Here is a 26,392-nt window from a genome sequence, read left to right as displayed (position 1 = left end):
TCTCTATTTCACCTCAAATAAACTGTCATTCATGTTACGAATATCGTAAAGGGCTGCATCGGGCGTGCCGCTTTCAAGGCGGTTACGACACCGGTTGTGCTCCGGGTCCGGATACAGCCGTTTCTGGAACCATGTTTGTTAGTCTGCAGAATCAACAACATTATAACAAAATGGGCGCCGGCATTATATAGAGACGATAACGAAGAACAGAGAAAGCCGGACTTTTCCAGATTTAGGGTAAAAAGAATTGACTCCCATTACACAATCGTATACATTTGTATACAAACGGTAATACACGTATACACATCCACTAATTCTAAGGAGTGACGTCAATGAAAGAAGATATGAACAACGAGGCAGGCCGGCAGCCGGAATTAGCTGCTGATCCCCGGATACTGGAGGGCGGCCGATGGGAGCGAGGCGATCGGCGCAGCGGGGGCCGCGGACACGGGCACCACGACCACGGCCGGCGCGGCAAAAGGGAGCATCACAGCGAGGACGAGGGCGGCCGGAGCTTTCAGAGCGCCCAGACGTTTCGGCGCGGCCGCGTGCTGATGTTTCTGGAGCGTATGCAGGTCATGCGCAGCACGCTGATGCAGCAGCTGAGCCAGCCCGAGTTCCAGCCGATCCAGCAGGTCATTACCGGTGAGTTGAAAGCCGTTGACCAGTTGATCCAGGAGTACATCCATACGTTCGAGCTGCGCGAAACGGGGGACGGCGGAGCCCCGGGTTCTTCGCCGGGAGGCCAGGCGCAGGCAGCCGATTCTGATACCAAGTGAGGTCCCGCGCATGTGGAAACTGATGATATCCTACCTTCGCCCATATAAGGTGTCGGCCCTGCTGGCTCCGCTGCTGATGCTGCTTGAGGTATCCATGGACCTGCTGCAGCCAGCGCTGATGGCGAACATCGTTAATAAAGGAGTTGTCCCCGGCGACCTTGCATACATCGAGCGAACGGGTCTTCTGATGATTGGGGTTGCCGTAGTCGGCCTGCTTGGCGGCGTGGGGTGCACCATCTTTTCAACTTATGCCTCTCAGCATTTCGGCACCGATCTCCGGGACCATCTGTTCCGGAAAATACAAACCTTTTCCTTCCGCAATCTGGACGAGCTGAAGACCGGATCGCTCATCACCCGGTTGACGAATGACGTCGTTCAGCTGCAGACGGTGGTCCAGATGATCCTGCGGAGCATCCGCTCCCCGCTGCTGTTCCTCGGCAGCCTCATCATGGCCCTCTGGATCAGCCCCCGGCTGACGCTGGTCCTGGCGGTATCGATCCCTGTCCTGGTCGTCTTTCTGGTGCTGCTGATCCGGAAGTCTTTTCCGCTGTTCGGCCGGGTTCAGTCGATGCTCGACCAGGTGAACGGCGTCCTGCAGGAGAACCTCGCCGGCATTCGGGTCGTCAAGGCCTTCGTCCGCGCAGGCTATGAACGCAAGCGCTTTGCCGGCGCTAACGGCGAATACACGAAGGAGGCCATCTCGGCCAACCGGCTCTTGGGGCTGAACATGCCGGTCATGACGCTGATCCTGAATTTGAGCATCGTGGCGGTGCTCTGGTACGGAGGCGCCCTTACCCGCGGCGGATCCCTTCCCGCTGGCGATTTAATCGCTTATATCAATTACGTGACACAGCTCCTGTTCGCCATGCTGATGGTAAGCAACATGCTGACCTTCATCTCCCGGGCTAGAGTCTCCGCGGCTCGGGTGCAGGAAGTGTTTGACGCACAGCCGGACATTGTCGATCCCACCGGCGCCCAGGCCAAGGAACCGGAGGCCGCGGACGTTGTTTTCGAGAATGTATCTTTCGGTTACGGGGAGCATCCGCATGCCGATCCGGTGCTCAGCGGGATCAGCTTTACAGCCAAACCGGGACAGACGACCGCCATTCTCGGCGTTACCGGATCCGGCAAATCCTCACTCGTGCACCTGATCCCGCGGCTCTATGACCCCACCGGCGGCCGCGTGCTCATCGGCGGCACGGATGTCCGCGACATCCCGCTGGACATCCTGCGCGGGATGGTGGGCATGACGCTGCAGCAATCCGTGCTGTTCAGCGGTACGGTGCTGGATAACATCCGTTACGGCCGGCCCGGCGCTCCGCTGGAGGAAGTGACCGTGGCGGCCAAGGCCGCCCAGGCCCACGATTTTATCATGCAGATGCCGGACGGCTATGAGACCGTGATCGGGCAAAAAGGCATCAACCTGTCCGGCGGGCAGAAGCAGCGGCTGTCGATCGCCCGCGCGCTGCTCGTTAAGCCGCGGATCCTCATCCTGGACGACAGCACGAGTGCGGTCGACGTTGGCACGGAATCGCGCATCCAGGCGGCGCTGAAGGAGCTGATGAACCGCAGCACCAACATCATCATCGCGCAGCGGATCAGCTCGGTCATGGAGGCCGACCAGATTCTGGTGCTGGAGAACGGCTCCATTGCCGCCCGTGGGACCCATGAAGAACTGCTGCGGACCAGCGCGATCTATCAGGATATTTACCGTTCGCAGCGGAAGGAGGAAGATACGCATGCCGCAACCAACTAAACCCGCCGGCGCTGAAGCCGGCCGCGGAGGCCCTCCCATGATGGGCCATGGACCCGGCCGAAACATGGTCATGCAGAAAGCCAAACCCAAGCAGGCTGGTGCTACCCTCAGAAGACTGTGGGCCTATTTGAGCCGCCAGCGATTCGGGTTGATTATCGTATACGTTACGACCATTCTCAGCGCGGTCATTTCCCTGATCGGCCCTTTCCTGCTCGGCAAAGCGATCGACCGCTTCATTATGCCGAAAGAGCATGACGGCTTCTGGTCTCTCTGCCTGCTGATGATCGGCATCTATGCACTGGGCAGCGTCGTTTCCTGGATTCAGGTGTACGTCATGACGGCCGTTTCCCAGCGCACCGTCTTAGCCCTCCGCCAGGATCTGTTCGATAAATACCAGCAGCTGCCGCTGCGCTTTTTCGATACCCATCCGACCGGAGAGCTGATGAGCCGCACGACCAATGACATCGAGAACGTGTCGAACACGCTGAACCAGAGCGTAACGCAGCTCTTGAACAGTATCATTACGCTGGCCGGATCGCTGGTCATCATGCTGAGGCTCAACCTGCCCCTTACGCTCGTCAGCCTCATCAGCATTCCGCTCGTGCTCGTGGCAACCCGCCAAATCACGCGGCTGACCCGAAAGCTGTTCAAAGCCCAGCAGCAGCATCTCGGCGAGCTCAACGGCTTTATCGAGGAGACCGTCAGCGGGCAAAAAATCGTCAAGCTGTTCCGGCGGGAGCCTGTCGCGGTCGAGCAGTTCCAGAAGATCAACCACAAGCTGAATCAGGTTGGCATCCGCGCGCAGATCGCCTCCGGCATGGTCGGGCCGGTCATGAACATGGTGAACAACCTCAGCTTCGCCCTGATCGCGGCAGCCGGCGGCTGGATGGTGTTGCAAGGGCACACCTCCGTCGGCATCGTCGTCAGCTTTCTGAACTACTCCAAGCAGTTCGGCCGGCCGATCACCGAACTGGCCAACCAGTTCAACCTGATGCAGTCCGCCATTGCGGGGGCCGAGCGCGTGTTTGAGATTTTCGACCTCGACACCGAGTATACAGAAGACCACAAGCGGGCCGTCGCGGAGCTTGGAGAGGTGGAGGGCAGCGTCGAATTCCGGAATGTAACTTTCAGCTATAAACCGGGAATGCCTGTGCTGCAGGACGTATCCTTTACCGCCGAGCCCGGCCAGATGATCGCCCTCGTCGGGCCTACGGGTGCAGGCAAAACGACGATCATCAACCTGCTGACCCGGTTCTACGAGATCGACCAAGGCGACATTTGCATCGACGGGGTGAGCATCCGCCATATGGATAAAGACAGCCTGCGGAGCAAGGTGGGGATCGTCCTCCAGGACGCCTACGTCTTTTCCGGCAGCATTCGTGAAAACATCCGGTTCGGACGGTTAGATGCGACCGATGCCGAAGTGGAGCATGCCGCCAGGCTGGCGAATGCCGACCGCTTTATATCCCGTTTGCCGGACGGGTATGATACAATCCTGGCCGCCGAGGGCAGCAATCTGAGCCACGGCCAGCGCCAGCTGCTGACCATCGCCCGGGCGATTCTCGCCGATCCGGCCATCCTCATACTGGACGAAGCCACCAGCAGCGTCGATACCCGGACCGAAATGCATGTCCAGGAAGCGATGCAGACGCTCATGAAGGGACGGACCAGCTTTGTCATCGCCCACAGGCTGAGCACGATTCAGGATGCGGACCGGATTCTGTTCATCCACGGCGGACGCATTGCCGAACAGGGGAACCACCATCAGCTGCTGGAAGCCAAAGGTTTTTATTATGACTTGTATACCAGCCAGTTTCAGCGGGCGATATAACTTATTGGGTATAAGAAAAACGTCTATCGACGTACCTTCAAAGAAGACAGACCGCGTCTAAAGGAAGTTTTTCTTGCGAGATCAGGAAGCAAAAGCTCCGAAATTTATACTTTCTGATCTCTTAAATAAAACTCCGGATGCCATTATGAGTGCTTCCGGAGTTTTTTGGTGAACGATATTGTCAGGTCAGGATTTAACCCTCCACAGGGTCAGAACAGCCCGCGGCTCCGGTTCGGGAATCATCTCCTCTTCCGTCCCCTCCCCTAACCGGATATAACGCCCAATAAATTGGCGTATCCTGCGTTCGTACTCTTTTTTGTCCACAAAATAAGCGTTCGCATGCGAAGCCCCCTGAACCACATAGACTTCCTTATCCCCTGCCGCGGCATCTACAAGACGGTGCAGCATCGCGTATGGGACAAAGGTATCGCGGTCCCCGTGAATAAACAGAATCGGGAGCTTCGTCCGGGCGACCTGCTTCAACGCTGAGGCTTCTCCGAAGGAGTATCCTGCCCGAAGCTTGCACATCAGGCTGGTTGCCGGCAGCAGCGGAAATGGCGGGAGCTTATACATCTGCTTGAGCTGATGGGTCAAAATGTCACGCACTGACGTGTAGGCACAGTCCGATACGATGCACTTCACCTGACCCGGGAGCTCCTCCCCGCTTACCATCAGCACCGTTGCTCCGCCCATGGATACGCCGTGCAGTATGATTTCCGCCCCGGGTCCGCTGCGGTCAATGACCGTGCCGATCCACCTCATAATATCTCTGCGGTCCGGCCAGCCAAACCCGATGTAATTCCCTCCGCTTTGGCCGTGTCCCCGGTTATCCGGCATCAGGACGTTCATGCCCATCTCATGGTACAGCTTAGCAAAAGCCCCCATTTCCCGGCCCTGGCTGGAATAGCCGTGCACGACGATGGCGGTTTGGCGGGCAGTCGTGGCTGCGGGGATGAAATATCCTTTGAGGGCAGTTCCGTCCGAGGACGTCAGCTCCAACGTTTCAACGGGCTGGCTGCGGAGCCACTCCTCCTCAAGCTCCCAGGGGTGCTCTTCTTTGACCAGCGCCGGATCGGCTTCCAAAAACTCCTTCGTGCTGCGCTTGATGCCCACATTATAAAAATAAGCACTTGCCGCGGCCAGCAGCAAAACGATCACGGCCAGGCAAATGATGGCGACCCATACGGCGGTGAACATGATGGTGAACTTTCCCTCCCGGTCTTAGGCGATTATTGGATATGTATAAAATAACATTCCGCAGCACGGCATACAATGGCGGTTCTGCGTCCGTTTCTCCCGGTCACGCAAAAAACAGCCCCTTCGGTCCATCACCGAAAGCGGCTGTTCGCTGTGCTGCAGGATCGTGCTACTTCTTATTCTTCGCCATCGACCGCAGCGCTTCCCGGTAGGCGTTGTCCGTGCTGTAGTCCGGCTTTGGCGCCGGCGGCTCCTCTTCCTTGGCCGGCGTGCCTCCGGCGAACTGCCGGAGAGCATCGCGGTAAGCCCGGTCGCCCTGCTGCTCCGCAGCCTGCGGCCTCCGGGTTGTCACCGGCACCGGCTCGGGTCTTCTTACCGGTTCAGAGGCCACCGGTCCGGTGGTTGCCGGCGGCGGTTCCGCCGCCTTCACAGGATCAAGATGAGCGGCTGGCTCCGCCGCCTCTGGGTTGTTTTGGACGGATTCCTGAGCATCCTTTTTTTTCGCCGTTTTCTTGGACATCCGGGCATTGTAAATAAAAAGAAAAACCAGGGCGAGGACAGCCAGAACGATAAAGGCGATAATCATAGCCTGTACCTTACCTTGCTGCCGAGGAGAATCGTCCGGCCAATTCGGCTACGCGCTTGCCTAATGCTCGGCCCAGGGCGAGGTCGTTTTCGCCGGGCAGGTTTTTGGGATCGTCATCCGAAAGCTCCACGGGACACGTTACACCTACGCCGTAATACGATCCGTACAGGGCATTCTCCGGTATGTTTCCGGGAAGACCGACAACGATCATGCCGTTGTGAAGCATCGGCGTCAGCAGGTTGATCATGGTGGATTCCACCCCTCCATGCACGGTTGCTGTCGTGCAGAATACGGCCCCTACTTTGTTGACCAGTTTGCCCTGCGCCCACAGGTAGCCGAGCCGGTCAATCCAATTTTTGAGTCCTGAGCTGATGGTTCCAAAATGCCCCGGACACCCCCATACGATGGCGTCCATATCCTCAAGTTTATAAATGTCCGCTTCATTGACGTGAGCGATCTCTGCCTCAGCTCCGTCCACGCCCTTAGCCCCTTCCCATACGGAACGGGCCAAAGCTTCCGTGTGGCCGTTTTCGCTGTCGTAAACCACGTACACTTTCATGTATAACTCCCCTTTCATCAACTGGATTTCTTATTTATCCCCAGGGCAGCGTTCCTTTATCCTACCGGTGATCCGGGAAATTCCTCTGCTGAATATGAATGGGGCAATTAGGAGATGCTCTTGGATATCTGTTTTCAATCGATAACTAGGAAGCAACTTTAGGAGGGATCGTGCTTTTATGAATTCGCGTGCACTGCTGGTCAACGTTGTAGTCGTCATCATTGTGCTCGTCCTGGGCGGCGCGGCCATTTATTACTACAACCAGACGTCCAATTACATTAAAACCGACAATGCTCAAGTCACCGGACAAGGGGTATCCATCACCGCACCAGCGGCCGGCAAGCTTACGACCTGGAACGGATCTGTCGGTAAATATTACAATTCCGGCGATGTCGTAGGAAGCGTAACTTCCGGAGGTACCCGGGTCGATATTACGTTCCCTGTGAACTCCACCATCGTTCAGCAAACAGCGGTTCCCAATTCTTTTGTATCCCCAGGAACTTCGCTGGCAAGAGCCTTCAACCTGAACAACCTGTGGGTTACAGCCAATATTGAAGAAACCAAGCTGGATAAAATCAAGGTCGGCCAAACCGTCGACGTCTATGTTGATGCTTTTCCGGATACAACGCTAACTGGCAAGATCGATCAAATCGGACTGGCCACCGCGTCTACGTTTTCGCTGTTTCCAACGACTAATTCCAACGCCAACTACACCAAAGTGACGCAAGTCATCCCTATCGTCGTAACCATTGAAGGATATAAAGGCCTCGGGCTCGTTCCAGGCATGAATGCGACTGTCCGAATCCATATTTAGGGGGCTTGTCTAATGGAAAATATACACTTGGGGCGGACGTTGACGGTACTCATGCTCGGGGCGTTCGTCTCCATCCTGAACCAGACACTGCTGAACGTGGCGATCCCCCACCTGATGAACGATTTCAACGTGTCCGCAACGACGGTGCAGTGGCTGTCCACCGCCTACATGCTGGTGAACGGCGTGCTCGTTCCGGTCACGGCTTTTCTGATTGAGTCCTACGGGACCCGGGTGCTCTTTATTACGGCCATGAGCCTATTCACCATCGGTGCGGTGCTCTGCGCCGTCAGCACCAACTTTCCGCTGATGCTGTTCGGCCGCGTTGTACAGGCCAGCGGGGCGGGGATCATTATGCCCGTCGTGATGAACGTGTTCCTGACGGTTTTCCCGCCCGAAAAACGCGGAACCGCGATGGGCATGATGGGGATTGCCATGATGTTCGCACCGGCGATCGGACCGACGTTATCGGGATGGATCGTGGAGCACTATACGTGGCGGATCCTGTTTTTCATGGTCATTCCACTGGCCGTTCTTGATATTCTGTTCGCTCTGAAGTGGCTGAAAAACATCAACCGCCTGACCAAACCGAAATTCGACTTCTGGGGCGTCGTCTTCTCTACCCTGGGCTTCGGGATCCTGCTGTACGGGTTCAGTTCCGCCGGAGACAAGGGCTGGACCAGCTTTACGGTGCTTGGCTCGCTGATTGTTGGCGCCATATTTATCATCCTGTTTATCGTGCGCGAGCTGAACATGGAATCGCCGATGCTCGATTTCCGCGTGTTTAAGTACGACATCTTCTCGGTTTCGACGGTCGTTGGCGGCCTCGTCAACATGACGATGTTCGGAGCGATGCTGCTGCTTCCGATTTACCTGCAAAATATCCGCGGGTTCACCCCGCTCCAGTCCGGCCTGCTCCTTCTGCCAGGGGCGATCCTGATGGGGATTATGTCCCCGATCTCGGGGGCGATTTTCGATAAAATCGGCGCACGGCCCCTGGCCATTATCGGGCTGCTCATCACTGCGGTCATGACATTTGAGTTCAGCCGGCTAACCGACACCACGACGTATTCTCATCTGATGATACTCTATACGATTCGCAGCTTCGGCATGTCGCTGATCATGATGTCGGTGCAAACCGAGGGACTCAACCAGCTTCCCTACTACCTCGGAAGCCACGGAACCGCGATGTCCAATACGATGCGGCAGGTGGCCGGGTCGATCGGGACCGCGCTGCTGGTGACGGTGATGTCGACGCGGACCACTTTTCACATCGCGGAATCGTCCACGCTCTACAACGAAGACAATCCGTTCATCATGCAGGATATCGCCGCACTTGGGCAGGAGGTTGCCACCACCGCAGGGGTTCCCGCCGAGACCGGCGTATCGCTGGCACTGCAGTCGGTGCTGGGGCTGGTGTCGTCGAATGCAAGCATCAACGGCATCAACGACGCCTTTATCGTGGCGACCTGGTTCGCCATCGCCGCCTTGTTCTTTTCCCTCTTCCTGCGCCGGGCGCGCAAAGGCAAACGGTCCGGCAGCCCGGCCAAGCAGCCCTAAGCTTCTAGACCCAAAGCACAGCACCATGTACAAAGCCGCTATCCCGGTGGGATAACGGCTCTTTTATTTTTCGGACAAGATTTGCCTTTTTAGTCGTACAAGCAGGGCCCCTCTCATAGGATGTAACAATGCGACAGATCGATAAAGGGGGTTTTCTTTGAATGGGTGTATGGATCAGCCATTTCCTGCTTGGCCTTTCACTGGCCGCTCCGATTGGTCCCATCAATGCGGCACAGATGGACCGAGGGCTGCGCGGAGGCTTTTTACACGCGTGGCTGGTGGGCCTCGGGGCCATGGTGGCCGACGGAATTTTTATGCTGCTTGTGTATTTCGGGGTCATTCATTTTCTTAACATCCCTTTTATGAAAACGTTTCTGCTGCTGTTCGGCTTCTTTATCCTGACTTATATCGGCATAGAAAGCCTCCTGACCGCAGGAAAAGCGGGTATGGAAACCCGCAGCAGTAATGAATCGCATGTGAAATCCTTCAGCGCCGGCTTTATCATGTCCATCTCTAACCCGCTGTCTATCCTGTTCTGGATGGGGATTTACGGGTCGGTTCTCGCCGACATGATCGCCAAGTACGAAGCCAAAGAGGTGTTCCTGTACAGCTGCGCCATCATGGCCGGCCTCCTGCTGTGGGATGTGCTGATGGCAATCGTAGCCAGCATGTTCCGGCGGGTGCTTACGCAGCGCCTGGTCAGCGCGATTTCGGTCATTTCCGGCATTTCGCTTATCGGATTCGGCCTCTACTTCGGATACGAGGCATACCGAATTTTGTTCGGGTCCTGATCGTTCTTGGGCCAGACTCTGCGTGCTCTTCGGTATCGTACGAGCCCTTCTTCGGCCCATCGGTCTTGTTCCAGAAATGGCGCATGACCAGCGTAACACAGCCGATCACGACGATAAATCCGAGACTGATGAAAAAACCGGGACGGCTGATTTTATGAAACAGCGTTCCGATCAGTGTCAAGGCGATCAGCGCCATGCCGATATAACGCTTGGCTTTGCCCCATCCGGTTAGCTCCAGCAGCTTGCCGGACGTGACGAGAATAAACATCCAGTTATACAGCAGCATCATGCCCGCAGCCGTCGTAATGTACTCATATACGCTTTTTGGCATTAGCAGAGCGGATACCACGGAAGCGAGGAGCCCCACAGCCGTCAGACCGATGGCCGGCAGGGGCTTTTTGCCTTCCTTCTTCTTGCCCTTGATGAAAAAGGGCGGTGCGTCCCCATCGCTGGCCAGCGTAACGATCATCGTCGTCACCGCAAACAGCGAGGCCGTCATCGTCGAGAAGCCGGCAATAATGAGGACCGCATTGAACAAATGCGGCACAAACGGAAGCTTATAATCGACAAGGGCCACCACAAACGGGCTCTCCTCGGCGGCATAGGATTTCCACGGCTCGAGAATAAGCGCCAGTCCGATGGAAATGACATAGATGGACACTAACAGCAGCAGCATCACTTTGCCAGCCTTCGGCGCGTCTTTGGGATCCTTCAGCCTCATGGTCATCAGACCTAACGCTTCCAGTCCCCCGTATCCGTAAAAAGCAAAAATGAGCGCTGCCCAAAATCCTGTGAGCCCGCCCGGTATCCAATCCCGCGGAAAAGCGGGACCGTGAGCTTTGGTCGGGAGTACGCCGGATACCGCCAGAATGGCGATGACCATAAACATGAAGATCGCCGCAATTTTTAGCACGGCAAAAATGTTCTCCATTCGCTCGAATCCCTTGGTTCCAATCCAAATGATAAGGAGCCCGAGAACACCGTACCCCGCCGCAAAGCACCACATCGGAACCTGCGGAAACCAAAAGCGCGAAAACAAGGCAAGCGCCGTTAATTGGCTCCCCATAATAAGCAGCTCCGACGACCAGTACACCCAGCCGCTGCTGAACCCTGCCCACCGGCCGAAAGCCTTCTTGGCGTAGGAGCGGAACGAGCCCTCCATCGGATCCTCCGCTGTCATTTGAGACAGCTTGTCATAGACCAGATAGGCCCCGAACGCCGCCAGGGCGTACGCAACGACCGCGGAAGGGCCGCCGATCTCAATCGCAATATGAGAGCCCAGGAAAAAACCCGTACCGACCGTACAGGCCACCCCAAGGAGCGACAGCTGCCACCAGTTCAGTTTCTTTTCTTTCGTCTGGGAGCCTTGATTCTGTGCCATAAATGATTCCCTCCACCGTATTGGTCGAACTCTGTTATCATCCCCTGGAGGTGACATGTTATGTACTTTATGGCGGGCCCCGAAATACCAAAAAACCGCAACTGCAGGGACTTTCGCCATCCTGCAAACTGCGGCTTTGAAATGATTGACTAAGGATACCTTTTTAAGATTCGTTACTTCTTGATTCCCCAAGCTTTCAAAATGGCATCATGCACATACGTGTTCTCGTAGACGCCTGCAAACAGCTCGGCTCCGCTGCCCATCGCCGTCAACGGCACGTCCACGCCGGAGTGGCCGGAAGTCGTCCAGTCCACATAGAACTGATCCTTCGAGTTCGCGATGGCGAATGGACCGTCTTCCTTGGAAATGCCGTCTCCGGACTCGTCCTTGTCATCCGGTGCCTCAATCGTCAGGCCGCCTGTCTCATGGTCGGCCAGCACAAGCACCAGCGTATCAGGATGCTTTTTAGCGAATTCCTTGGCGACGCCTACCGCTTTATCCAGCTCCTGGCCGGCTTTGATCGTCAGCTTGGCGTTATTTTCATGCGCCATTTCGTCGGTACCTTCTTCCTCGACCATCAGGAAAAAGCCCTTTTTATTCGTAGAGAGGGTATCGAGCGCCTTTTTCGTCATATCCACAAGCGGTACCGTCGGGTTGTACAGGTCGCCTTGTCCTTCCTCTCTTTGCTGGAACATTTCTTCATTGGCGAACAGGCCGAGAATTCTGCCGTTCTTCGCTTTGCTCAACTCTTCTTTGTTCGTTACAAATTGATATCCGAGCTGCTTGGCTTTCTCCACCAGGTTGCCCTGGGTTCCCTTGCTGCCTTCTTCGGGGTCTTCAGCCGGCTGATCTGGATGCGGACCCGGCGTTCCTTGCGGGTACCAGAAATCCTCACCGCCGCCCAGCAGCACGTCTACCTTTTTCTCCAAGTATTGCTTGGCGATATCGCTTTGCTTCGAGCGGTCCTCCACATGCGATGCGAATGCTGCAGGCGTTGCGTCGGTAATTTGGCTCGTCGTCACCAGGCCCGTGGATTTGCCCTTCTCCTTGGCGATTTCAAGCAGCGTTTTGACCGGTTTTTTGTTGGCGTCCACGCCGACGGCTCCATTGTAAGTCTTCACGCCGCTGGCAATCGCCGTTGCCGCTGCAGCGGAGTCGGTGACCGTAGTTGTGGAATGAGTGCGCAGAAGTCCAACATATGGCATATCGTCCATTTGCAGCTTGCCGTTAACGCCAACCGTGCTCAGACGGATTGCATCGCGAGCTGCGGTGCCCATGCCGTCACCGACAAACAGGATCACGTTTTTGGCTTTGCCCGCATTGGGCGAAGGGGCTTTCAAGTTTCCTTGGGCGCTGACCGAGCCCGTAAAAATTAAACTTGCCGCCGCGCTCAGGCAGAAAGCGGTTTGAACCAGACGTTTACTGCGTTTCATTCATCATTCACTCCTTTAAAGGATTCTAGCATGTCCCCATTATAGGAGCCGATTGTTAAACGGGATGACGGAGTTTGTAAAATGTATTTCATCTTTACGAAGAGGCAAGCGGATCGGAGCCGGACAGGTCCAAACTGGCTTCGGGTGAAATCTGTTTTCTCCTGGTCCCCGGATTATGATATATTTCATATCAGGAAGACCTATTTTTCATAGAAGTGGAGAAGGAGGAAACACAATTGGAATTCAGAATTGAGAAAGACACCATCGGCGAGATCAGGGTTCCGGCGGACAAGCTTTGGGCGGCGCAAACCCAGCGCAGCTTTGAAAATTTTGAAATCGGCACGGAGAAAATGCCCCTTGAGCTGATTCGTGAATTCGCCATCCTCAAAAAAAGCGCGGCCCTCGCCAATAAAGAGCTCGGCAAGCTGAATGCAGAAAAAGCCGACGCTATCGTCGCAGCGGCCGACGAAGTGATTGCCGGCAAACTGAACGATCATTTTCCGCTTGCCGTATGGCAGACCGGAAGCGGCACCCAGTCCAACATGAACGTAAACGAGGTCATCGCCAACCGGGGGAACCAGCTGCTTCAGGAACAAGGCAGCGACCAGCGTATCCATCCGAACGACGACGTCAACAAGTCGCAAAGCTCCAATGACACCTTCCCGACCGCTATGCATATTGCCGCCCTGATCGCCGTGGAGGATCAAGTCCTGCCTTCCCTGGTGAAGCTGAAGGAGACTTTCCGGGCGAAGAGCGAGCAGTTTATGGATATTATCAAGATTGGCCGGACCCACCTTCAGGACGCGACTCCGCTGACTTTGGGACAGGAAATCAGCGGATGGCACCGGATGCTGGAGAAAAGCGAAGGCATGATCCGCAGCAGCCTGGAATCCCTGCGCGAGCTGGCGATCGGCGGGACCGCGGTAGGAACCGGGATTAACGCCCATCCGAAGTTCGGCGAGATGACGGCAGCCAATATCAGCAAGCTGACCGGCAAAACGTTCACATCGGCGGAAAACAAATTCCACGCGCTCACGAGCCATGACGAGATCGTCTATGTTCACGGCGCGCTGAAAGCGCTTGCCGCTGATCTCATGAAAATCGCCAACGACGTGCGCTGGCTGGCCAGCGGTCCGCGCTGCGGCATCGGCGAGCTGACGATCCCGGCCAATGAACCGGGCAGCTCCATCATGCCGGGCAAGGTCAACCCGACGCAGAGCGAAGCACTGACGATGGTCGTCTGCCAGGTTATGGGCAACGATGCAGCGATCGGCTTCGCGGCGAGCCAAGGCAATTTCGAGCTGAACGTGTTCAAGCCGGTCATCATCTACAACTTCCTGCAGTCTGCCCGCCTGCTGGGCGACGCCATGCGCTCATTCAACGATCATTGCGCCGTGGGCATCGAGCCAAACCGCGCAGTCATCGAGCGCAACCTGAATCAGTCGCTCATGCTCGTGACGGCGCTCAATCCGCACATCGGCTACGAAAACGCCGCCGCGGTCGCCAAGCTGGCACACAAAGAAGGCCTGACGCTGAAAGAAGCGGCCCTGAAGAGCAACCTGCTCACCGAAGAGCAGTTCGACGCGGTCGTGCGTCCGGAGGAAATGATTCATCCGAAGGAATAGTTAGAGATAGAAGCAAAAAAGTCGAGTTAGGGTCAGGAATCTTCCTGGCCTACTCGACTTTTTTATTTCTCTCACCATTCTCCCCTCAGCTTGTCATTGCCCCTCGGTCTGCCCCAGCGGCGGCAGGTTTGGCTTTGGAGCGTGCCAGCCGGATTTCCTCCTGCTTTCTCGCGGCGTAATAACGCCGGAAGCGGACGGAATAACCGAGCATATACAGCACCAGCAGCGAGGCCAACGTGTTCAGCACCACGAGCGACACATGCAGATCGAAAAAGTACGTCAACACGCCGGTGCCGATAACCGGTACGATAAACCCGGCATAGCCGGCAAGGTAAAAGGTCGTGATGACCTTTGACCGAGCCTCGGCGTGCGGCAGCTCACCAGCCAGACGCAAGCTGATTTGGAACGTCCAGCCGCTGCCAAGGGCTTGAACCAGCACCCCGATCCACAGCAGAACGATACTTCCGGTGGATCCTGAGAAGACGACCAGCCATGCCCCGATCGACAGCAGCGCGATGCCCAGCCGCAGACGGGTAACCGGTTCGCTCGCCAGCGGCAACAATTGCAGCAGTGCCCCTCCTCCAAGCAGCAGCAGGATCAGCAGGCCGGAGACGGACAGGTTGGATGAATGGAGCACGCTTTTCACAAAGGAAGGAATCAGGGACAAAATAATACCATTCAGCGTAAACAGCGTAAAGATCGGCAGGGCGCTGAACGACCAGAAATGCGGGCTGATCTCGGACGGCACTCCAAGCGATATCGGTGCAGGTGCCGCTTTCGGCTTGCCTTTTTGCGCCAGAAAATCGGCATCCTTTAACGTTTCCAGAGCCATCCACGCGGTCAACAATAATGCCGTCAACAGCCAGAAAGGAACGCGCAGCGGCATCAAGTGCAGATACTGAATGACCAGTCCCGTCAAAGCCGGACCGAGACCGAATCCGACCGATACCGTTATACCCGATAAGGTGATGGCCAGCGGGATTTTATCACCCGGCGTCTGCTTCAGCAGAAACGCCACCGCGGTACCGGTAAACGTCCCGTAAGCGATCCCCTCCAGAATCCTTGCGGCATACACGAGCCATGCCTGCTGACTGCCCATAAATACCAGAGTGGCAAATATGGAGATCCATATGCTGATCCGGAGCACCCGCTTGAGCCCCCAACCGCTTCCCCGGGATCCGGAAACCAGCAGTGACGGCAGCAGGAACAAGGCGTATACCGCAAACAAAATCGTGATCTGCAGGCTGCTTAAATGGTAACGCTCCTGATAGAGCGGAAATAACGGGGACGTAAACGTCGCCCCGATCGACATCATCAAAATGATCCAAAGCATGCGCTTCATATGATCACCCTCACTTTTATTGGAATGTTCGTTCAAGAAAAAGGTATAAAAATCGGCCTCCTACCTACAAAAGGGAGAAGCAGCCGGTGCTGTAACTACATTTATCTGAACGCTCGTTCAAGAAAATCTCAAAAAATAGGGTCCACACTCGCTGAAAACTTCCCCATTTCTATTTATCTTTAAAAAACCGTAGATACCGCGACGGCACAAATATCCTCCAGCACACCGCGATCAGCCGTCGTCCGGGCCATGACATGGACGCCCTGCTTGACGCCGTTCAAAAAACGGGCCAGTTGTCGCAGACTTTGCTTGCTTCGCACCAGCCCTTTGTTTTGCGCCCGCATCAAGAAGCTGAACAGCAGCGCTTCCGTATGCATATAGTGCGCATCGATCCGGCTGGCGACGTTCGGGACATAAGCTACCGCTCCCAGGGTCGTGTTCGTCATGAGGCAGCCGCGCCCCCGGGCCGCGTTACTCAGCGAAACGTCCATCACTCTGGAAAAATAACGCTCCAGCTGCTCCTTGGGCGAGTCGCTTTCCTCTTTTAAAATATAGTTATAATTCTCGTCCGTCCTTGCGCTGAAACGGTCCAGACAGGCCAAGAACAGCTCATGCTTGTCGCCGAACGTATCGTACAGGCTGCCCCGGTGAATCCCGAGATGATCGCACAAATCCTGGATTGAGGTGCTCTCGTAGCCCTTCTCCCAGAACAGGTCCAGCGCCTGGTCGATGGCTTTCTCCTGGTCAAATTCCTTGTGTCTGCCCATACCGTAAACGCCCCTTTCTTGATCCTGATGTGAGGATAACATTTTCTTGAACGTACAGTCAAGTATTTTGCACAAAAACAGGCGGGACGCCCCGATCTTCACGATCTCCTTAAGGGCGTCCCGACGTCGTATCGCTGCTATGAATGGAAAATGGTCATTTGGCCAAAGCCCGAGGGCCGATTATTCGTTATCCTGGGTTGGCTGCTGGCTGAACGCTTCTTTAGCGTCCTTCACCATTTCTTTGGCGAACTCTTCTCTTTGTTTGTCCGGTACCGGCATTTTGTTCAGCTCGGTTCTTTGGACTTCGTATTTGCTAGGCTCTTGATCATTGTGATTCGTCATGTCCCGGGTGCACCTCCTTTAATTGCAAAAACTGCCCAAGTGGTAGGATGCACCAATCCGGTTCTTTTATGCATACCGCGCCTTCTAGAACCATTTAATTGGCCTTTATCAGCAGCGCCTCCGGCCGGTCCAGCTGGTACAAGCTGCGGTAGCGGGGCTCGTTCTCCATCAGCTCGGCATGACTGCCGCGCATCACGATCCTGCCGTCCTCCATAAACACGATTTCGTCCATATGCTCCGCTCCGGCCAAATGATGCGTCACCCAGATCAGCGACTTCCCCTGCAGCGAATCGAGCAAGATCCGGATCAACTCATTCTCTGTCCGGGGGTCCAGGCCAACCGTCGGTTCGTCCAGTAGGACCACCGGGTTGTTCCGCAACCAAATCCGGGCCAAAGCGATCCGCTGGCGCTCGCCTCCGGAGAACCGCTGCCCGGTCTCGTGCATCCGGGTATGGTAGCGGTCCGGCAGTGATTCGATCAGCCGGTCAAGCTTCACCTGCCGGGCGGCCCGCACGATATCCTCCTCGCCGGCGTCCTGGCTGCCGAGCCGGATATTGTTGGCCACGCTCGTATCGAACAGATGCGGATTCTGGTTCAGCACGGAAACGATATGGGGCATATGCTCCCCAATCGCCGCGGCCGGAACGCCGTTCAGCGTGACCTCGCCTTCGCTAGGAGTAAGCGCCCCTTCCAGCAGCTTAAGCAGGGTCGATTTGCCCGCACCGCTGCGGCCGATGATGGCGACCTTTTTGCCCTGCGGAATATCGAGGGATATATCCCGAAGTGTCCAGGACGAATCGCCTTCATAGCGAAAGCCGGCGCGTTCCACCCGAATATGAACGGCGCCGCCGGCCATCGCTGCGGCTTGATTGCCGCTCACCTGTCCCTTTCCGTGTCCATTCATGCTGCACTCCTCCCCTTCCAAATCCGAGAGCCGCCGCAGGGAATCCCGGTAGCGGGGAAGATGCTCCACGGCTTCCGAGACCGGGAGCAGCGCATCCGTCACCGGGAACACGACCAGCACAAAGGCCGCGATCAGCACGGCCGGCAGCTTCCCGTCCGCATGCATCCCTGCCGCCCATACCAGCACCGTTAGCAGGATCAGGCCGACAACGCACTGGGCAGCCAGCTGTCTGAAGCGTACCCAGGCGCGGAGCTTCGCATCCGTTCGGGCGGATTCCCCGGCCTTCGCCTCGTATGCCGCCAGAAACTGGGCCTCCCGGCCGCTGATCACCCAGTCGCCCATACCCAGCACGGCATCGGTCAGCTGCCGGTACATGCCGGCTTTCTGTGTTTTGGCCAGCTTCGTTTTGGCCTTGGTCATCATCAGGGATAGCCACGGCAGAATGCCGACAAGGATGAACATATACAACGCCAGAACCAGGGCAAAGCGAAGATCCCAGCGGCCCACCGCCGCTGCGGCTGCCGCGTACATGACCAGCGCCGACGCTCCGGGAAACACGGTCCGCAAATACACATCCTGCAGATGCTCGATGTCAGCGGACAGCACGCCCAATACGTCTCCGGCGCGAAACCGCGACTGGATCCAGAGCGCCTGCGGCTCCAGGATCCGGTAAAGCCGCTCGCGCATGGAGGATACGATCCGAAGGACCGTATCATGGCCCGCCAGCCGCTCGGCATAGAACAGGACGGCCCGCCCGATGCCGAACGTGCGGACGAGCACGATCGGCACGTACACCATCAGAATGTTCTCCGGGCGCAGCGCCGATTTGGAGATCAGCAGTCCGGAGGTGAACATCAGGCCTGCCGCGAACAGCAGCGCGAGACTGCCAAGCCCGATAATCAGCAGGCAGCGTCCCCAGTGGGCCCGGATGTATGGTACAATCCATCCTTCTTTTCTCACCTTACTCCCTCCATTTGCGATCGAATCAAAGCGTCATACGCCCCGCCCTTGCCGAGCAGCCCCGAATGGGTGCCCTCCTCGACGATCCTGCCCTGATCCATCACCAATACACGGTCCATATCGGGCATCCAGTGCAGGCGGTGGGTGGCCAGAAAAACAAGCTTGCCCCGGAACAGGCGCAGCATCGTTTGCTTCAGTTCATACTCGGTTTCAATATCGAGATGGGCCGTCGGCTCATCCAGCAAAATAATCGGCCGGTCGCTCAGAAAAGCTCTGGCGAGCGCCACACGCTGCGCCTGCCCGCCGCTCAGCTGGCGCCCGCCCTCGCCGATCGGCTCATCCAGGCCTCGCGGCAGGCTACGGACCAGCCCGGCAAGGCCGGCTGCTTCCACGGCCTGCTGCGCTTCCTCCCGGGACGCCTCCGGTGAGTAGAACCGGATGTTGTCCAGCAGGGAGCAGCTGAACAGATACGGATGCTGCGGGATATAGGTGATCTGGCTGCGCCACGCTTCACCGGCCAGCGAACCGACCGGCGTCCCGTTCAGGCAAATCTCGCCTGCATCGGGGGCGAGGAACCCGCCCAGCACGTCGATCAGCGTGGATTTGCCCGCGCCGCTGGCGCCGATGATGCCGATGGTCGGCATGCCCTGAACCTCAAAGGACGCGTCATCCAATGAACGAGGGTTCTGAGGGCTCTGGGGGTTCTGCCCCTGCCCTTGCTCCTGCCCGGCCCCATCTATACGGCCATCTGCAGGCCGGTCAGCTCCAGCCTCCCGTCCGCGTTCCGCACCAACCGTCTCCGGTGCTGAACCGTACGCCTCAGCCTGGTGCTGCACGGTCACCCCCGACAGCGTCAACCGGCTGAACGGCGACCAGCGCCAATCGGCGCCCGGACCCGGCGCTCCGTCGGAATCAGCCGGCTCTCCCTCCGGCCGGTCCAGGATGGACTGCATCACGGCGCCCGCCTCTTTGCCGTCCTGCGTCGCATGGAAATCCGTACCGACCTGCCGGACGGGCAGGAAATATTCCGGTGCCAGGATCAGCACCGTCAGCGCGGTGACCAGCTCAAGCTGGCCGTTCACAAGCCGCAGGCCAAGGCCGACAGCGACGACGGCCACCGACAGCATCGTGAAGAAGTCGAGCGCGAACGAGGACAGGAAGGCGACGCGCAGCGTGCGCATCGTCGCCGTCCGGTAGCGGTCGCTCACCTTGGCTACCGATGCGCCGTGCTCCCGGCTCTGCCCCAGCAGCTTCAGCGTCTCCAGGCCGCGCAGCGAATCGACGAAGTGGTTGGACAGCACCCGGAAGGTGTCCATCTGCTTCTCGGCCTGCTTGCGGGCCGCCAGCCCGATGAGGATCATGAAGGCGATCAGGATCGGCATGGAGACCAGCAGAATGACGCCGGACGTGATGTCGCGGAAAAAGACGTAGGCCAGAATCAGCCAAGGAATGATGGACATACCTGCCATCCGGGGCAGGATCAGCTCCAGGTATTTGCGGAACTTCTCCGTCCCTTCAAGCGCCAGCGTGACCAGATGGCCCGTGCCTTCGGTTCGCGCAAACCGCGGGCCGAGCCGGAACAGCTTGCGCAGCACCCGCCCCCGAACATCGGCCGCGGTGCGGTCCGCAAACGCGCTGCCGATTTTCTGCTGCAGCAGTCCGAGCCCGTGCCGGATCAGGAAGGCACCGAGGAACATCGCGATCCTGCCGGTCTGCCCGGATAGCGGCGCCCCGGCGAACAGGGCCGATACGGCCTCGGCCAGCCCCTTGGCCATCATCAGGATGGAGACGCCTTGCAGAACCGTCAGGAGCAGCATGACGGCGAAAACGGGCTTTATCCCTTTGTAACCCAGCAGCTGCTTATCCATCGTGCTCAGTACTCCAGATGGTTCTGCTCGTGAACCCGTTTATGAAAGACGAAATAACTCCAGATCTGATAGCCAAGCACGAACGGCAGCAGGGATAAAGCCACGATCGTCATGACTTTCAGGGAATACGGACCCGATGCGGCGTTGGTCAGCGTCAGGTTGAACGCCTGATCGATCGAGCTGATCATGACGTTCGGGAACAGTCCGGCAAAGAAGAAGGCAATCGTCAGCGCAATGACGGCGCCCGTCATGCCGAATGCCCAGCCGTCACGGCGCTTGGCGATGAAGACGGCAGCCAGCACGTAAGCGGCGACGATCACCACACCCATGACGGTCAGCAGGAAGGCACGGCCCTCAAAAATGTCCGTTTCGAAATAGGTCATCGCTCCGAACGCCGCGATCAGTACCGCCAGCGGTGCAAGCAGCACCTCCGCCAAGCGGCGGGCCCTCACCTGCAGGTCGCCGGTGACCCGAAGCGTCGTAAACATGAGTCCGTGCACGAGGCAGAGCACTACCATGGTGAGCCCGCCGACTACGGAATACAGGTTGACGATGTCCCCGAAAAATCCGGCTTTCATCTCCATCGCCTGGTCGATCGGCAGTCCCCGGATCAGGTCGGCGAAGACGACGCCGAGCAGCAGCGGCGGCAGCAGACTGCCGATGAAGATGACGACATCCCACGTTTTTTTCCAAGCAGCGGTCTGCACCTTGCCGCGGAATTCAAAAGCCACCCCGCGCCCGATCAGGGCGAGCAGCAGGAGCACCAGCGGTGTGTAAAAACCGCTGAACAGCGTCGCGTACCAGTTCGGGAATGCGGCGAACATCGCGCCGCCGGCCGTCAGCAGCCACACCTCGTTGGCATCCCAGAAGGGGCCGATCGAATTGATCAGCACCCGGCGCTCGGTATCGTTTTTGGCCAGAATGCCCGTGGACATCCCGACCCCGAAGTCAAAACCCTCCAGAAAGAAAAATCCGATAAACAGGACAGCTACAAGGACAAACCACAGCTCATTGAGAGACAGCATGCGGAACTCCCTCCTTATCAAATGGATCGGCCGACTCATTCGAGTGAGCAGCGTTGTCGGCGTACGGTCCTTTCTTGATGACGCGGACGAACAGATACACCATGACCACCGCCAGAATGGCGTAAATGGCCGTAAAAGCAATGATGGAGAACAATACCTGGCCGGCCGTGACGCTCGGCGACACCCCGTCGGCGGTCGTCATCAGCCCGAATACGGTCCAAGGCTGGCGTCCAATCTCCGTCATGATCCAGCCCGACGTATTGGCGATAAACGGCAGCGAAATGGCAAACAGCATCAGGCGCATAAACCAGGTGTTGCGGTTGTCGAGCTTTTTTCGTGCCGCAAGATAGGCGCCATACAAGCTGAGCACAATGAGCAGCGAGCCGCTGGCCACCATGATGCGGAAGCTCCAGAAGGTCGTGCGCACCGGAGGAATGTAATCCCCGGGGCCATACTGCTGCTCATACTGGGACTGCAGCTCCTTCATCCCCGTCACTTCGCCGGAAAACTTGCTGTAAGACAAGAAGCTGAGCAGGTAGGGAATTTGGAATTCCCCGGTATTGGTCTGATTTTTCGTATCGATAAATGCGGTGACCGTCCACGGTGCGGGATCGCTGCTCGTTTCCCAGAGCGCTTCGGTCGCAGCCATTTTCATCGGCTGGGTCTTCACCAAATATTGCGCCTGCTGGTGGCCCACCAATGCCACGCCGATCGAGGACACAAGCCCGATGATCACCGCGATGGCAAAAGATTTTTTGAAAAAGGCGGTATCCTGCTTCTTCAGCAGCTTGTAGGCGCTGACCCCGGTGACCAGAAAGGCCCCGGTCATAAAAGCCGCCAGAATCGTGTGCGGGAACTCCAGCAGCAGCTGGCCGTTCGTAATCAAAGCTAGAAAGTCGTTCATCTCTGCGCGGCCGTTATGGATCGTAAAACCGACCGGACGCTGCATAAAGGAGTTGGCCGCCAAAATCCAGAACGCCGACATCACCGTGCCGAACGCGACCAGCCAGATGCAGATCATGTGGACCTTTTTGGACAGGCGCTCCCATCCGAAAATCCACAGGCCGATAAACGTCGATTCGAGGAAAAATGCAAGCAGCGCTTCGATCGCCAGCGGCGCCCCGAAGACGTCACCTACAAAGCGGGAGTAAGCCGACCAGTTCATGCCGAACTGGAACTCCTGCAAGATCCCTGTCACCACGCCGACGGCGAAGTTGATCAGGAACAGCTTCCCCCAAAATTTAGCCATTCGTTTGTACTCTTCTTTGCCTTTGACGACATACATCGTTTCCATGATCGCGATCGTGAACACCAGTCCAATGGACAGCGGCACGAAGAAAAAGTGAAAAATCGTCGTCGCGGCAAACTGGATACGTGACAGCATAACTACATCCATCGTCTCTTCCCTCTTTCCTGTCGTTATTCTTAAAACCCGCCTAACAGGTTCCGATAACTTGGCTTCATCGTTTCTTCCTGTATCATGGCAGACTTTGAATCCGAATATTGTGATTTATGTCACAATACCAAGCCCAAATCGTTGATTTTGTGAAATTAGTCACAAAATATTAAAAAATGAGGCCCTTCAAGCACAAAATAGACGCCCGCACCTTTCGGCGCAGCCGTCCAATTCTTCAGTTCCTCTATATATGTTGCCTGCTTCAGGCTCGTTCGTGAAATCATGCTAGTCCCGTGCCACATAGTATTTATTGGTCATGTACCAGGCATCGCCCTTATCGGTCGGCACTCTGCCCTTCTTCTTGTCCAAAAATACGATTTCCTTGCACTTGGAACAATACCATTTGGTCGTGTAGTATTGGGAAAAGGTCGTGTAAGTCGTACCGCATTTGCAATCGACCTTGAAGTACACCCGGTTTTCTTCGTACGCCTTCGACAGCTGATCCGTGTTGTCGGACTCCGAAGAAGGAACCACGGGCTTGATCAGTTCAGCGTAATTGGAGAACCGATTATGCACTTTAAAATCGGCGACCAGCTCCGGATTCAGGCCGAAAAACTCCTTACCGATCGCTGTGATGAATTTCGCATCTGTGCGATAGCACTCGATCCATTCCTGAATCTGCTTATTGGATAAAGGTACAGTTCCTTTAATGCCGCTATTCAAGGTGTAGGTCATGATGCTCAAATTCTCATTGTCTTCATAGAACATTAATTCGGAAACCTCCTTATGATTTCAATTAATAATGTACTACTTCTGAGGGACAGAATCAAAGTGAGAAATAGTGCCAAGTGCCGGAAATATAAAAAAGCCCCCTTTCGGGGGCCTTCCAAAGCGGGAAACCCGCAGCTGCCGGATGTAGAGCGCTTTAATGCGGCATGCGTGCGGCTTCATTTTTTGTATGAAATTACGACAAAAGAATAACTTTTACCAGCCATTTTGTCGAAATCCGCCTGGTGTAAACGGTTGTTAGCTGCAGAAACAAGTCCGATTATAGACGACGGTATGGGCCGGGATACGGACCGTGTGGATAGTGTGGATGCGGAACATGATGGTGACGGCCGTCCGCCAGCACTATCACCAGCAGATCGAACAGTACGAGCGGCAGAATGAAAGGAAAAAACGAGATATGCGCCTTTCCGGGACTGCTCGAGACCGAGGAAACCTTCAGGTATACCTTGGAACTGCTGACCTTGACGATCTTACCGTAGAACGTGCTTCCGTACTTCGTCTTGATCTTTACCCGGCGGTTCATATACTTCTTGGCTGCCGAATAATGCTTGGATGTCGTCATGCGTCTCACCCCCTTCACCCCAGCTTATTCCAGCTGAGGCGAAGGGAGCCGGGGCGGAAGGCTATTTCCTGAGCCGGTTGGAGCGGAACATCAGAAAGAGCAGATAAGGCGTTCCGATGACCGCTGCGACAAGACCGACCGGAATTTCCTTGGGGGCGATCAGCAGCCGGCCGACGATATCGGATACGACCATCAGCAGGCTCCCGAGCAGCGCCGACAGCACGACCGCGCGCCGGGTATGATGCCCGGTCAGCAGGCGGACGGCGTGCGGTGCCAGCAGGCCGACGAAACCGACCGTGCCAACGGCCTGAACGACGGCGGCCGCGATGAGCACGCCGATCAGCGCTGTGAGCAGCCGGGCCCGCGTCAGCGCCAGGCCAAGCCCCTGGGATACGGCATCGCCGAATCCCAGCAGGTCTGCCCGGCGGCCGATCAGCCAGGCCGCCGGAAGCAGGACGATCAGCAGCGCAGCCAGCCTGATCAAATCGCTCCAGCCGCGGGCATAGACGGTGCCGGCCAGCCAGGCCAGCGCCGGAGCAGCCCCCATGCCGGAGCGGATGACCAGGAACTGGATTGCCGCGGCGCAGGCCGCCGACACGGCGATGCCGACCAGCGTCAGCGTGCTGGTCTCCAGCCCCTTTCGCCAGGACAGCACGCCGACCACGGCTGCTGCGCCCACAGCGCCCACGATGGCCGCAGCCGGCAGCCATCCGCTGGAGGCGGCCGGGAAGAGCACGATCAGCAGCAGCGCCCCAACGCCCGCGCCGGAGGTGACGCCCACCACCGAGGCATCCGCCAGCGGATTGCGGACGGTGCTCTGCAGCATGACGCCGGCCACCGCGAGACCGGCTCCGGCCAGCAGCGATACGAGCAGGCGGGGCAGACGCATATCAAGGATGATATTGCGGTACATCGCCTCCCCGCCGCCGCTCAGGACCGCGAGCGTATCGCCCAGCGGGATGCGCAGGCTGCCTGCCGATATGCCGATGACCGATGCCAGCAGGATCAGCACAATCATGGCGGCAAGCAGCATCGGGTACGGCGGGCGCTTATGCAGCACGCCGGCGCTCATCCCGCCTCCGCCGTCTGCCGCAGCCGTGCGGCTGGCCCGCAGCGCCAGCCAGATCAGCCACGGCGCGCCGAACAGCGCCGTGACGGCCCCCGCCGGCAGCTCCCCGAGCGTGCCGCGGAACAACCGGGCAATGGCGTCGGCACCCAGCAGGATGACCGCGCCCCATAACGCGCTGCCTGGAATGAGCAGCGCATGCCGCCGCATCCCGAGCAAGCGAATGAGATGCGGGGCGATCAACCCCACAAAACCGATCGGGCCCACCACGCTGACGGTGACCCCGGCGAGCAGGACCGCCGCGGAGAGTGCGGCGGTGCGGGCCAGCCCAACCCGCTGGCCCAGCGCCTGGGCGGTCTCGTCCCCCATCTCCAGCAGGTCCAGCTGGCGCCGGAACAGCCATGCCAGAACGAGGACGCCGGTCACCCACGGCCAGCTGGAGGCCGCTCCGTGCCAATCGTTCTGGTTCAGCGAGCCCGAACCCCAGACGAACAGCCCATTCGTCTCGTTCTCAAACAGCAGCTGGAGCGCGCCGGTGAACGAGGCGAGCACCAGCGACACGATCATGCCGGAGAGCGCCATCCGGACCGGCGTGCTCCGGCTTGCCCCGGCCAGCAGGTAAGACAGCCCTGCGCCAAGGCAGCCGCCGAGCAAAGCCGTGATAAGCGGTGACGAATGAATCAGGGACGGCATAAAGATCGTGCACAGCACCACGGCAAAATAAGCGCCGGCATTGATCCCGAAGGTTCCCGCTTCCGCCAGGGCGTTCCGCGTCACCGTCTGCAGCAGGGCGCCTGCCGCAGCCAGGGCGGCACCAGCCAAAATGCCCATGACGGCTCTGGGCAGCCGCAGGCCGCGAATGGTCTGGTGTTCCGCAATGTTCTGCGGGTGAACGATCGCCTCATACACCGTACGAAGCGGAATATGAAGCTCCCCTTGCGTCAGGCTCAGCGCCAGCAGGAATATGAGCAGGACGCCTCCCCCGGCAAACACCAGCAGATTCAGGCTGATTCGGCGATTTTCCGGCCTTACGGCTGCCCCCGGTTCCATCACCGGCTCCAT

General features: G+C 57.5%; 22 protein-coding genes. 7 read left to right on the top strand and 15 right to left on the bottom strand.

Annotated elements, in window-relative coordinates; translation table 11 throughout:
- The first annotated feature begins 332 nt into the window (after positions 1–332).
- Genes GCU45_RS34035 through GCU45_RS18405 form a run of 3 tightly spaced genes read left to right on the top strand, consistent with a single transcriptional unit; the run spans position 333 to position 4,366 of the window.
- The gene (locus GCU45_RS34035; RefSeq protein ID WP_208837058.1) at positions 333–779 is read left to right on the top strand and encodes a hypothetical protein; all 447 of its coding nucleotides are present in this window, start codon (positions 333–335) and stop codon (positions 777–779) included.
- A 10-nt stretch (positions 780–789) separates the two neighbouring features.
- The gene (locus GCU45_RS18410; RefSeq protein ID WP_152399907.1) at positions 790–2,535 is read left to right on the top strand and encodes an ABC transporter ATP-binding protein; all 1,746 of its coding nucleotides are present in this window, start codon (positions 790–792) and stop codon (positions 2,533–2,535) included.
- Entirely contained in the window at positions 2,519–4,366 is a 1,848-nt protein-coding gene (locus GCU45_RS18405) for an ABC transporter ATP-binding protein (protein ID WP_425281202.1), read from the top strand. The genes GCU45_RS18410 and GCU45_RS18405 overlap by 17 nt, the downstream gene beginning before the upstream one ends.
- A gap of 186 nt (positions 4,367–4,552) precedes the next feature.
- Here the strand turns inward: GCU45_RS18405 and GCU45_RS18400 are convergent, their stop codons facing one another.
- From GCU45_RS18400 to GCU45_RS18390, 3 genes are all read right to left on the bottom strand, one after another.
- On the bottom strand, positions 4,553–5,563 hold the full coding sequence (locus GCU45_RS18400; RefSeq protein WP_152399906.1) for an alpha/beta hydrolase: 1,011 nt from the start codon (positions 5,561–5,563) through the stop codon (positions 4,553–4,555).
- 169 nt (positions 5,564–5,732) lie between these two features.
- Positions 5,733–6,149 (bottom strand): hypothetical protein, encoded by a 417-nt coding sequence (locus GCU45_RS18395; RefSeq protein ID WP_152399905.1) that lies wholly within the window; start codon positions 6,147–6,149, stop codon positions 5,733–5,735.
- Positions 6,150–6,159: 10 nt separating this feature from the next.
- Positions 6,160–6,708, bottom strand: a complete 549-nt coding sequence (locus GCU45_RS18390) for an NAD(P)H-dependent oxidoreductase (RefSeq protein WP_076171918.1) — start codon at positions 6,706–6,708, stop codon at positions 6,160–6,162.
- Between the two features lie 178 nt (positions 6,709–6,886).
- On the opposite strand from GCU45_RS18390, the gene GCU45_RS18385 reads away from it, so the two are divergent.
- The 3 genes from GCU45_RS18385 to GCU45_RS18375 all read left to right on the top strand — a co-directional run bounded on the left by GCU45_RS18385 (position 6,887) and on the right by GCU45_RS18375 (position 9,870).
- Positions 6,887–7,522 (top strand): HlyD family secretion protein, encoded by a 636-nt coding sequence (locus GCU45_RS18385; RefSeq protein WP_116233405.1) that lies wholly within the window; start codon positions 6,887–6,889, stop codon positions 7,520–7,522.
- Positions 7,523–7,534: 12 nt separating this feature from the next.
- A complete protein-coding gene (locus GCU45_RS18380; RefSeq protein WP_152399904.1) occupies positions 7,535–9,079 on the top strand; it encodes a DHA2 family efflux MFS transporter permease subunit in 1,545 nt (514 codons plus the stop codon).
- A 161-nt stretch (positions 9,080–9,240) separates the two neighbouring features.
- Complete coding sequence (locus tag GCU45_RS18375) at positions 9,241–9,870, top strand: LysE family transporter (RefSeq protein ID WP_152399903.1); 630 nt, start codon at positions 9,241–9,243, stop codon at positions 9,868–9,870.
- Here GCU45_RS18375 and GCU45_RS18370 read toward each other — a convergent pair.
- On the bottom strand, positions 9,812–11,251 hold the full coding sequence (locus GCU45_RS18370; protein ID WP_152399902.1) for an amino acid permease: 1,440 nt from the start codon (positions 11,249–11,251) through the stop codon (positions 9,812–9,814). The two genes, GCU45_RS18375 and GCU45_RS18370, sit on opposite strands and share 59 nt — an antisense overlap.
- Positions 11,252–11,424: 173 nt before the next feature.
- Positions 11,425–12,684: an alkaline phosphatase gene (locus GCU45_RS18365; protein ID WP_152399901.1), complete on the bottom strand. Its 1,260-nt coding sequence runs from the start codon at positions 12,682–12,684 to the stop codon at positions 11,425–11,427.
- 236 nt (positions 12,685–12,920) lie between these two features.
- On the opposite strand from GCU45_RS18365, the gene fumC reads away from it, so the two are divergent.
- A complete protein-coding gene (gene fumC / locus GCU45_RS18360; RefSeq protein ID WP_152399900.1) occupies positions 12,921–14,309 on the top strand; it encodes a class II fumarate hydratase in 1,389 nt (462 codons plus the stop codon).
- A gap of 85 nt (positions 14,310–14,394) precedes the next feature.
- Here the strand turns inward: fumC and GCU45_RS18355 are convergent, their stop codons facing one another.
- The 10 genes from GCU45_RS18355 to GCU45_RS18315 all read right to left on the bottom strand — a co-directional run bounded on the left by GCU45_RS18355 (position 14,395) and on the right by GCU45_RS18315 (position 26,380).
- Positions 14,395–15,651 carry an MFS transporter gene (locus GCU45_RS18355; RefSeq protein WP_152399899.1) on the bottom strand — a complete coding sequence of 419 codons (1,257 nt, stop codon included), beginning with the start codon at positions 15,649–15,651 and terminating at the stop codon, positions 14,395–14,397.
- A gap of 179 nt (positions 15,652–15,830) precedes the next feature.
- Positions 15,831–16,418: a TetR/AcrR family transcriptional regulator gene (locus GCU45_RS18350; protein ID WP_167527161.1), complete on the bottom strand. Its 588-nt coding sequence runs from the start codon at positions 16,416–16,418 to the stop codon at positions 15,831–15,833.
- 180 nt (positions 16,419–16,598) lie between these two features.
- On the bottom strand, positions 16,599–16,760 hold the full coding sequence (locus GCU45_RS33825) for a hypothetical protein (RefSeq protein WP_163881934.1): 162 nt from the start codon (positions 16,758–16,760) through the stop codon (positions 16,599–16,601).
- A 94-nt stretch (positions 16,761–16,854) separates the two neighbouring features.
- Positions 16,855–18,624, bottom strand: a complete 1,770-nt coding sequence (gene cydC, locus GCU45_RS18345) for a thiol reductant ABC exporter subunit CydC (protein WP_152399897.1) — start codon at positions 18,622–18,624, stop codon at positions 16,855–16,857.
- A complete protein-coding gene (locus GCU45_RS18340; RefSeq protein ID WP_152399896.1) occupies positions 18,621–20,492 on the bottom strand; it encodes an ABC transporter ATP-binding protein/permease in 1,872 nt (623 codons plus the stop codon). Before GCU45_RS18340 ends, cydC begins: the two co-directional genes overlap by 4 nt.
- Before the next feature lie 5 nt (positions 20,493–20,497).
- The gene (gene cydB, locus GCU45_RS18335; protein WP_152399895.1) at positions 20,498–21,517 is read right to left on the bottom strand and encodes a cytochrome d ubiquinol oxidase subunit II; all 1,020 of its coding nucleotides are present in this window, start codon (positions 21,515–21,517) and stop codon (positions 20,498–20,500) included.
- Positions 21,501–22,913, bottom strand: a complete 1,413-nt coding sequence (locus GCU45_RS18330; RefSeq protein WP_152399894.1) for a cytochrome ubiquinol oxidase subunit I — start codon at positions 22,911–22,913, stop codon at positions 21,501–21,503. The genes cydB and GCU45_RS18330 overlap by 17 nt, the downstream gene beginning before the upstream one ends.
- Positions 22,914–23,198: 285 nt before the next feature.
- Complete coding sequence (locus GCU45_RS18325) at positions 23,199–23,681, bottom strand: hypothetical protein (RefSeq protein ID WP_076171947.1); 483 nt, start codon at positions 23,679–23,681, stop codon at positions 23,199–23,201.
- Positions 23,682–23,961: 280 nt separating this feature from the next.
- Complete coding sequence (locus GCU45_RS18320; RefSeq protein WP_076171949.1) at positions 23,962–24,264, bottom strand: hypothetical protein; 303 nt, start codon at positions 24,262–24,264, stop codon at positions 23,962–23,964.
- A gap of 61 nt (positions 24,265–24,325) precedes the next feature.
- Entirely contained in the window at positions 24,326–26,380 is a 2,055-nt protein-coding gene (locus GCU45_RS18315) for an iron ABC transporter permease (RefSeq protein ID WP_244364150.1), read from the bottom strand.
- Positions 26,381–26,392 lie beyond the last annotated feature (12 nt).

The sequence above is a fragment of the Paenibacillus cellulositrophicus genome, assembly GCF_009363095.1.
GTDB classification, from domain to species: Bacteria; Bacillota; Bacilli; order Paenibacillales; family Paenibacillaceae; genus Paenibacillus_AQ; species Paenibacillus_AQ favisporus.
This window is presented reverse-complemented; position numbering and strand designations above follow the sequence as displayed.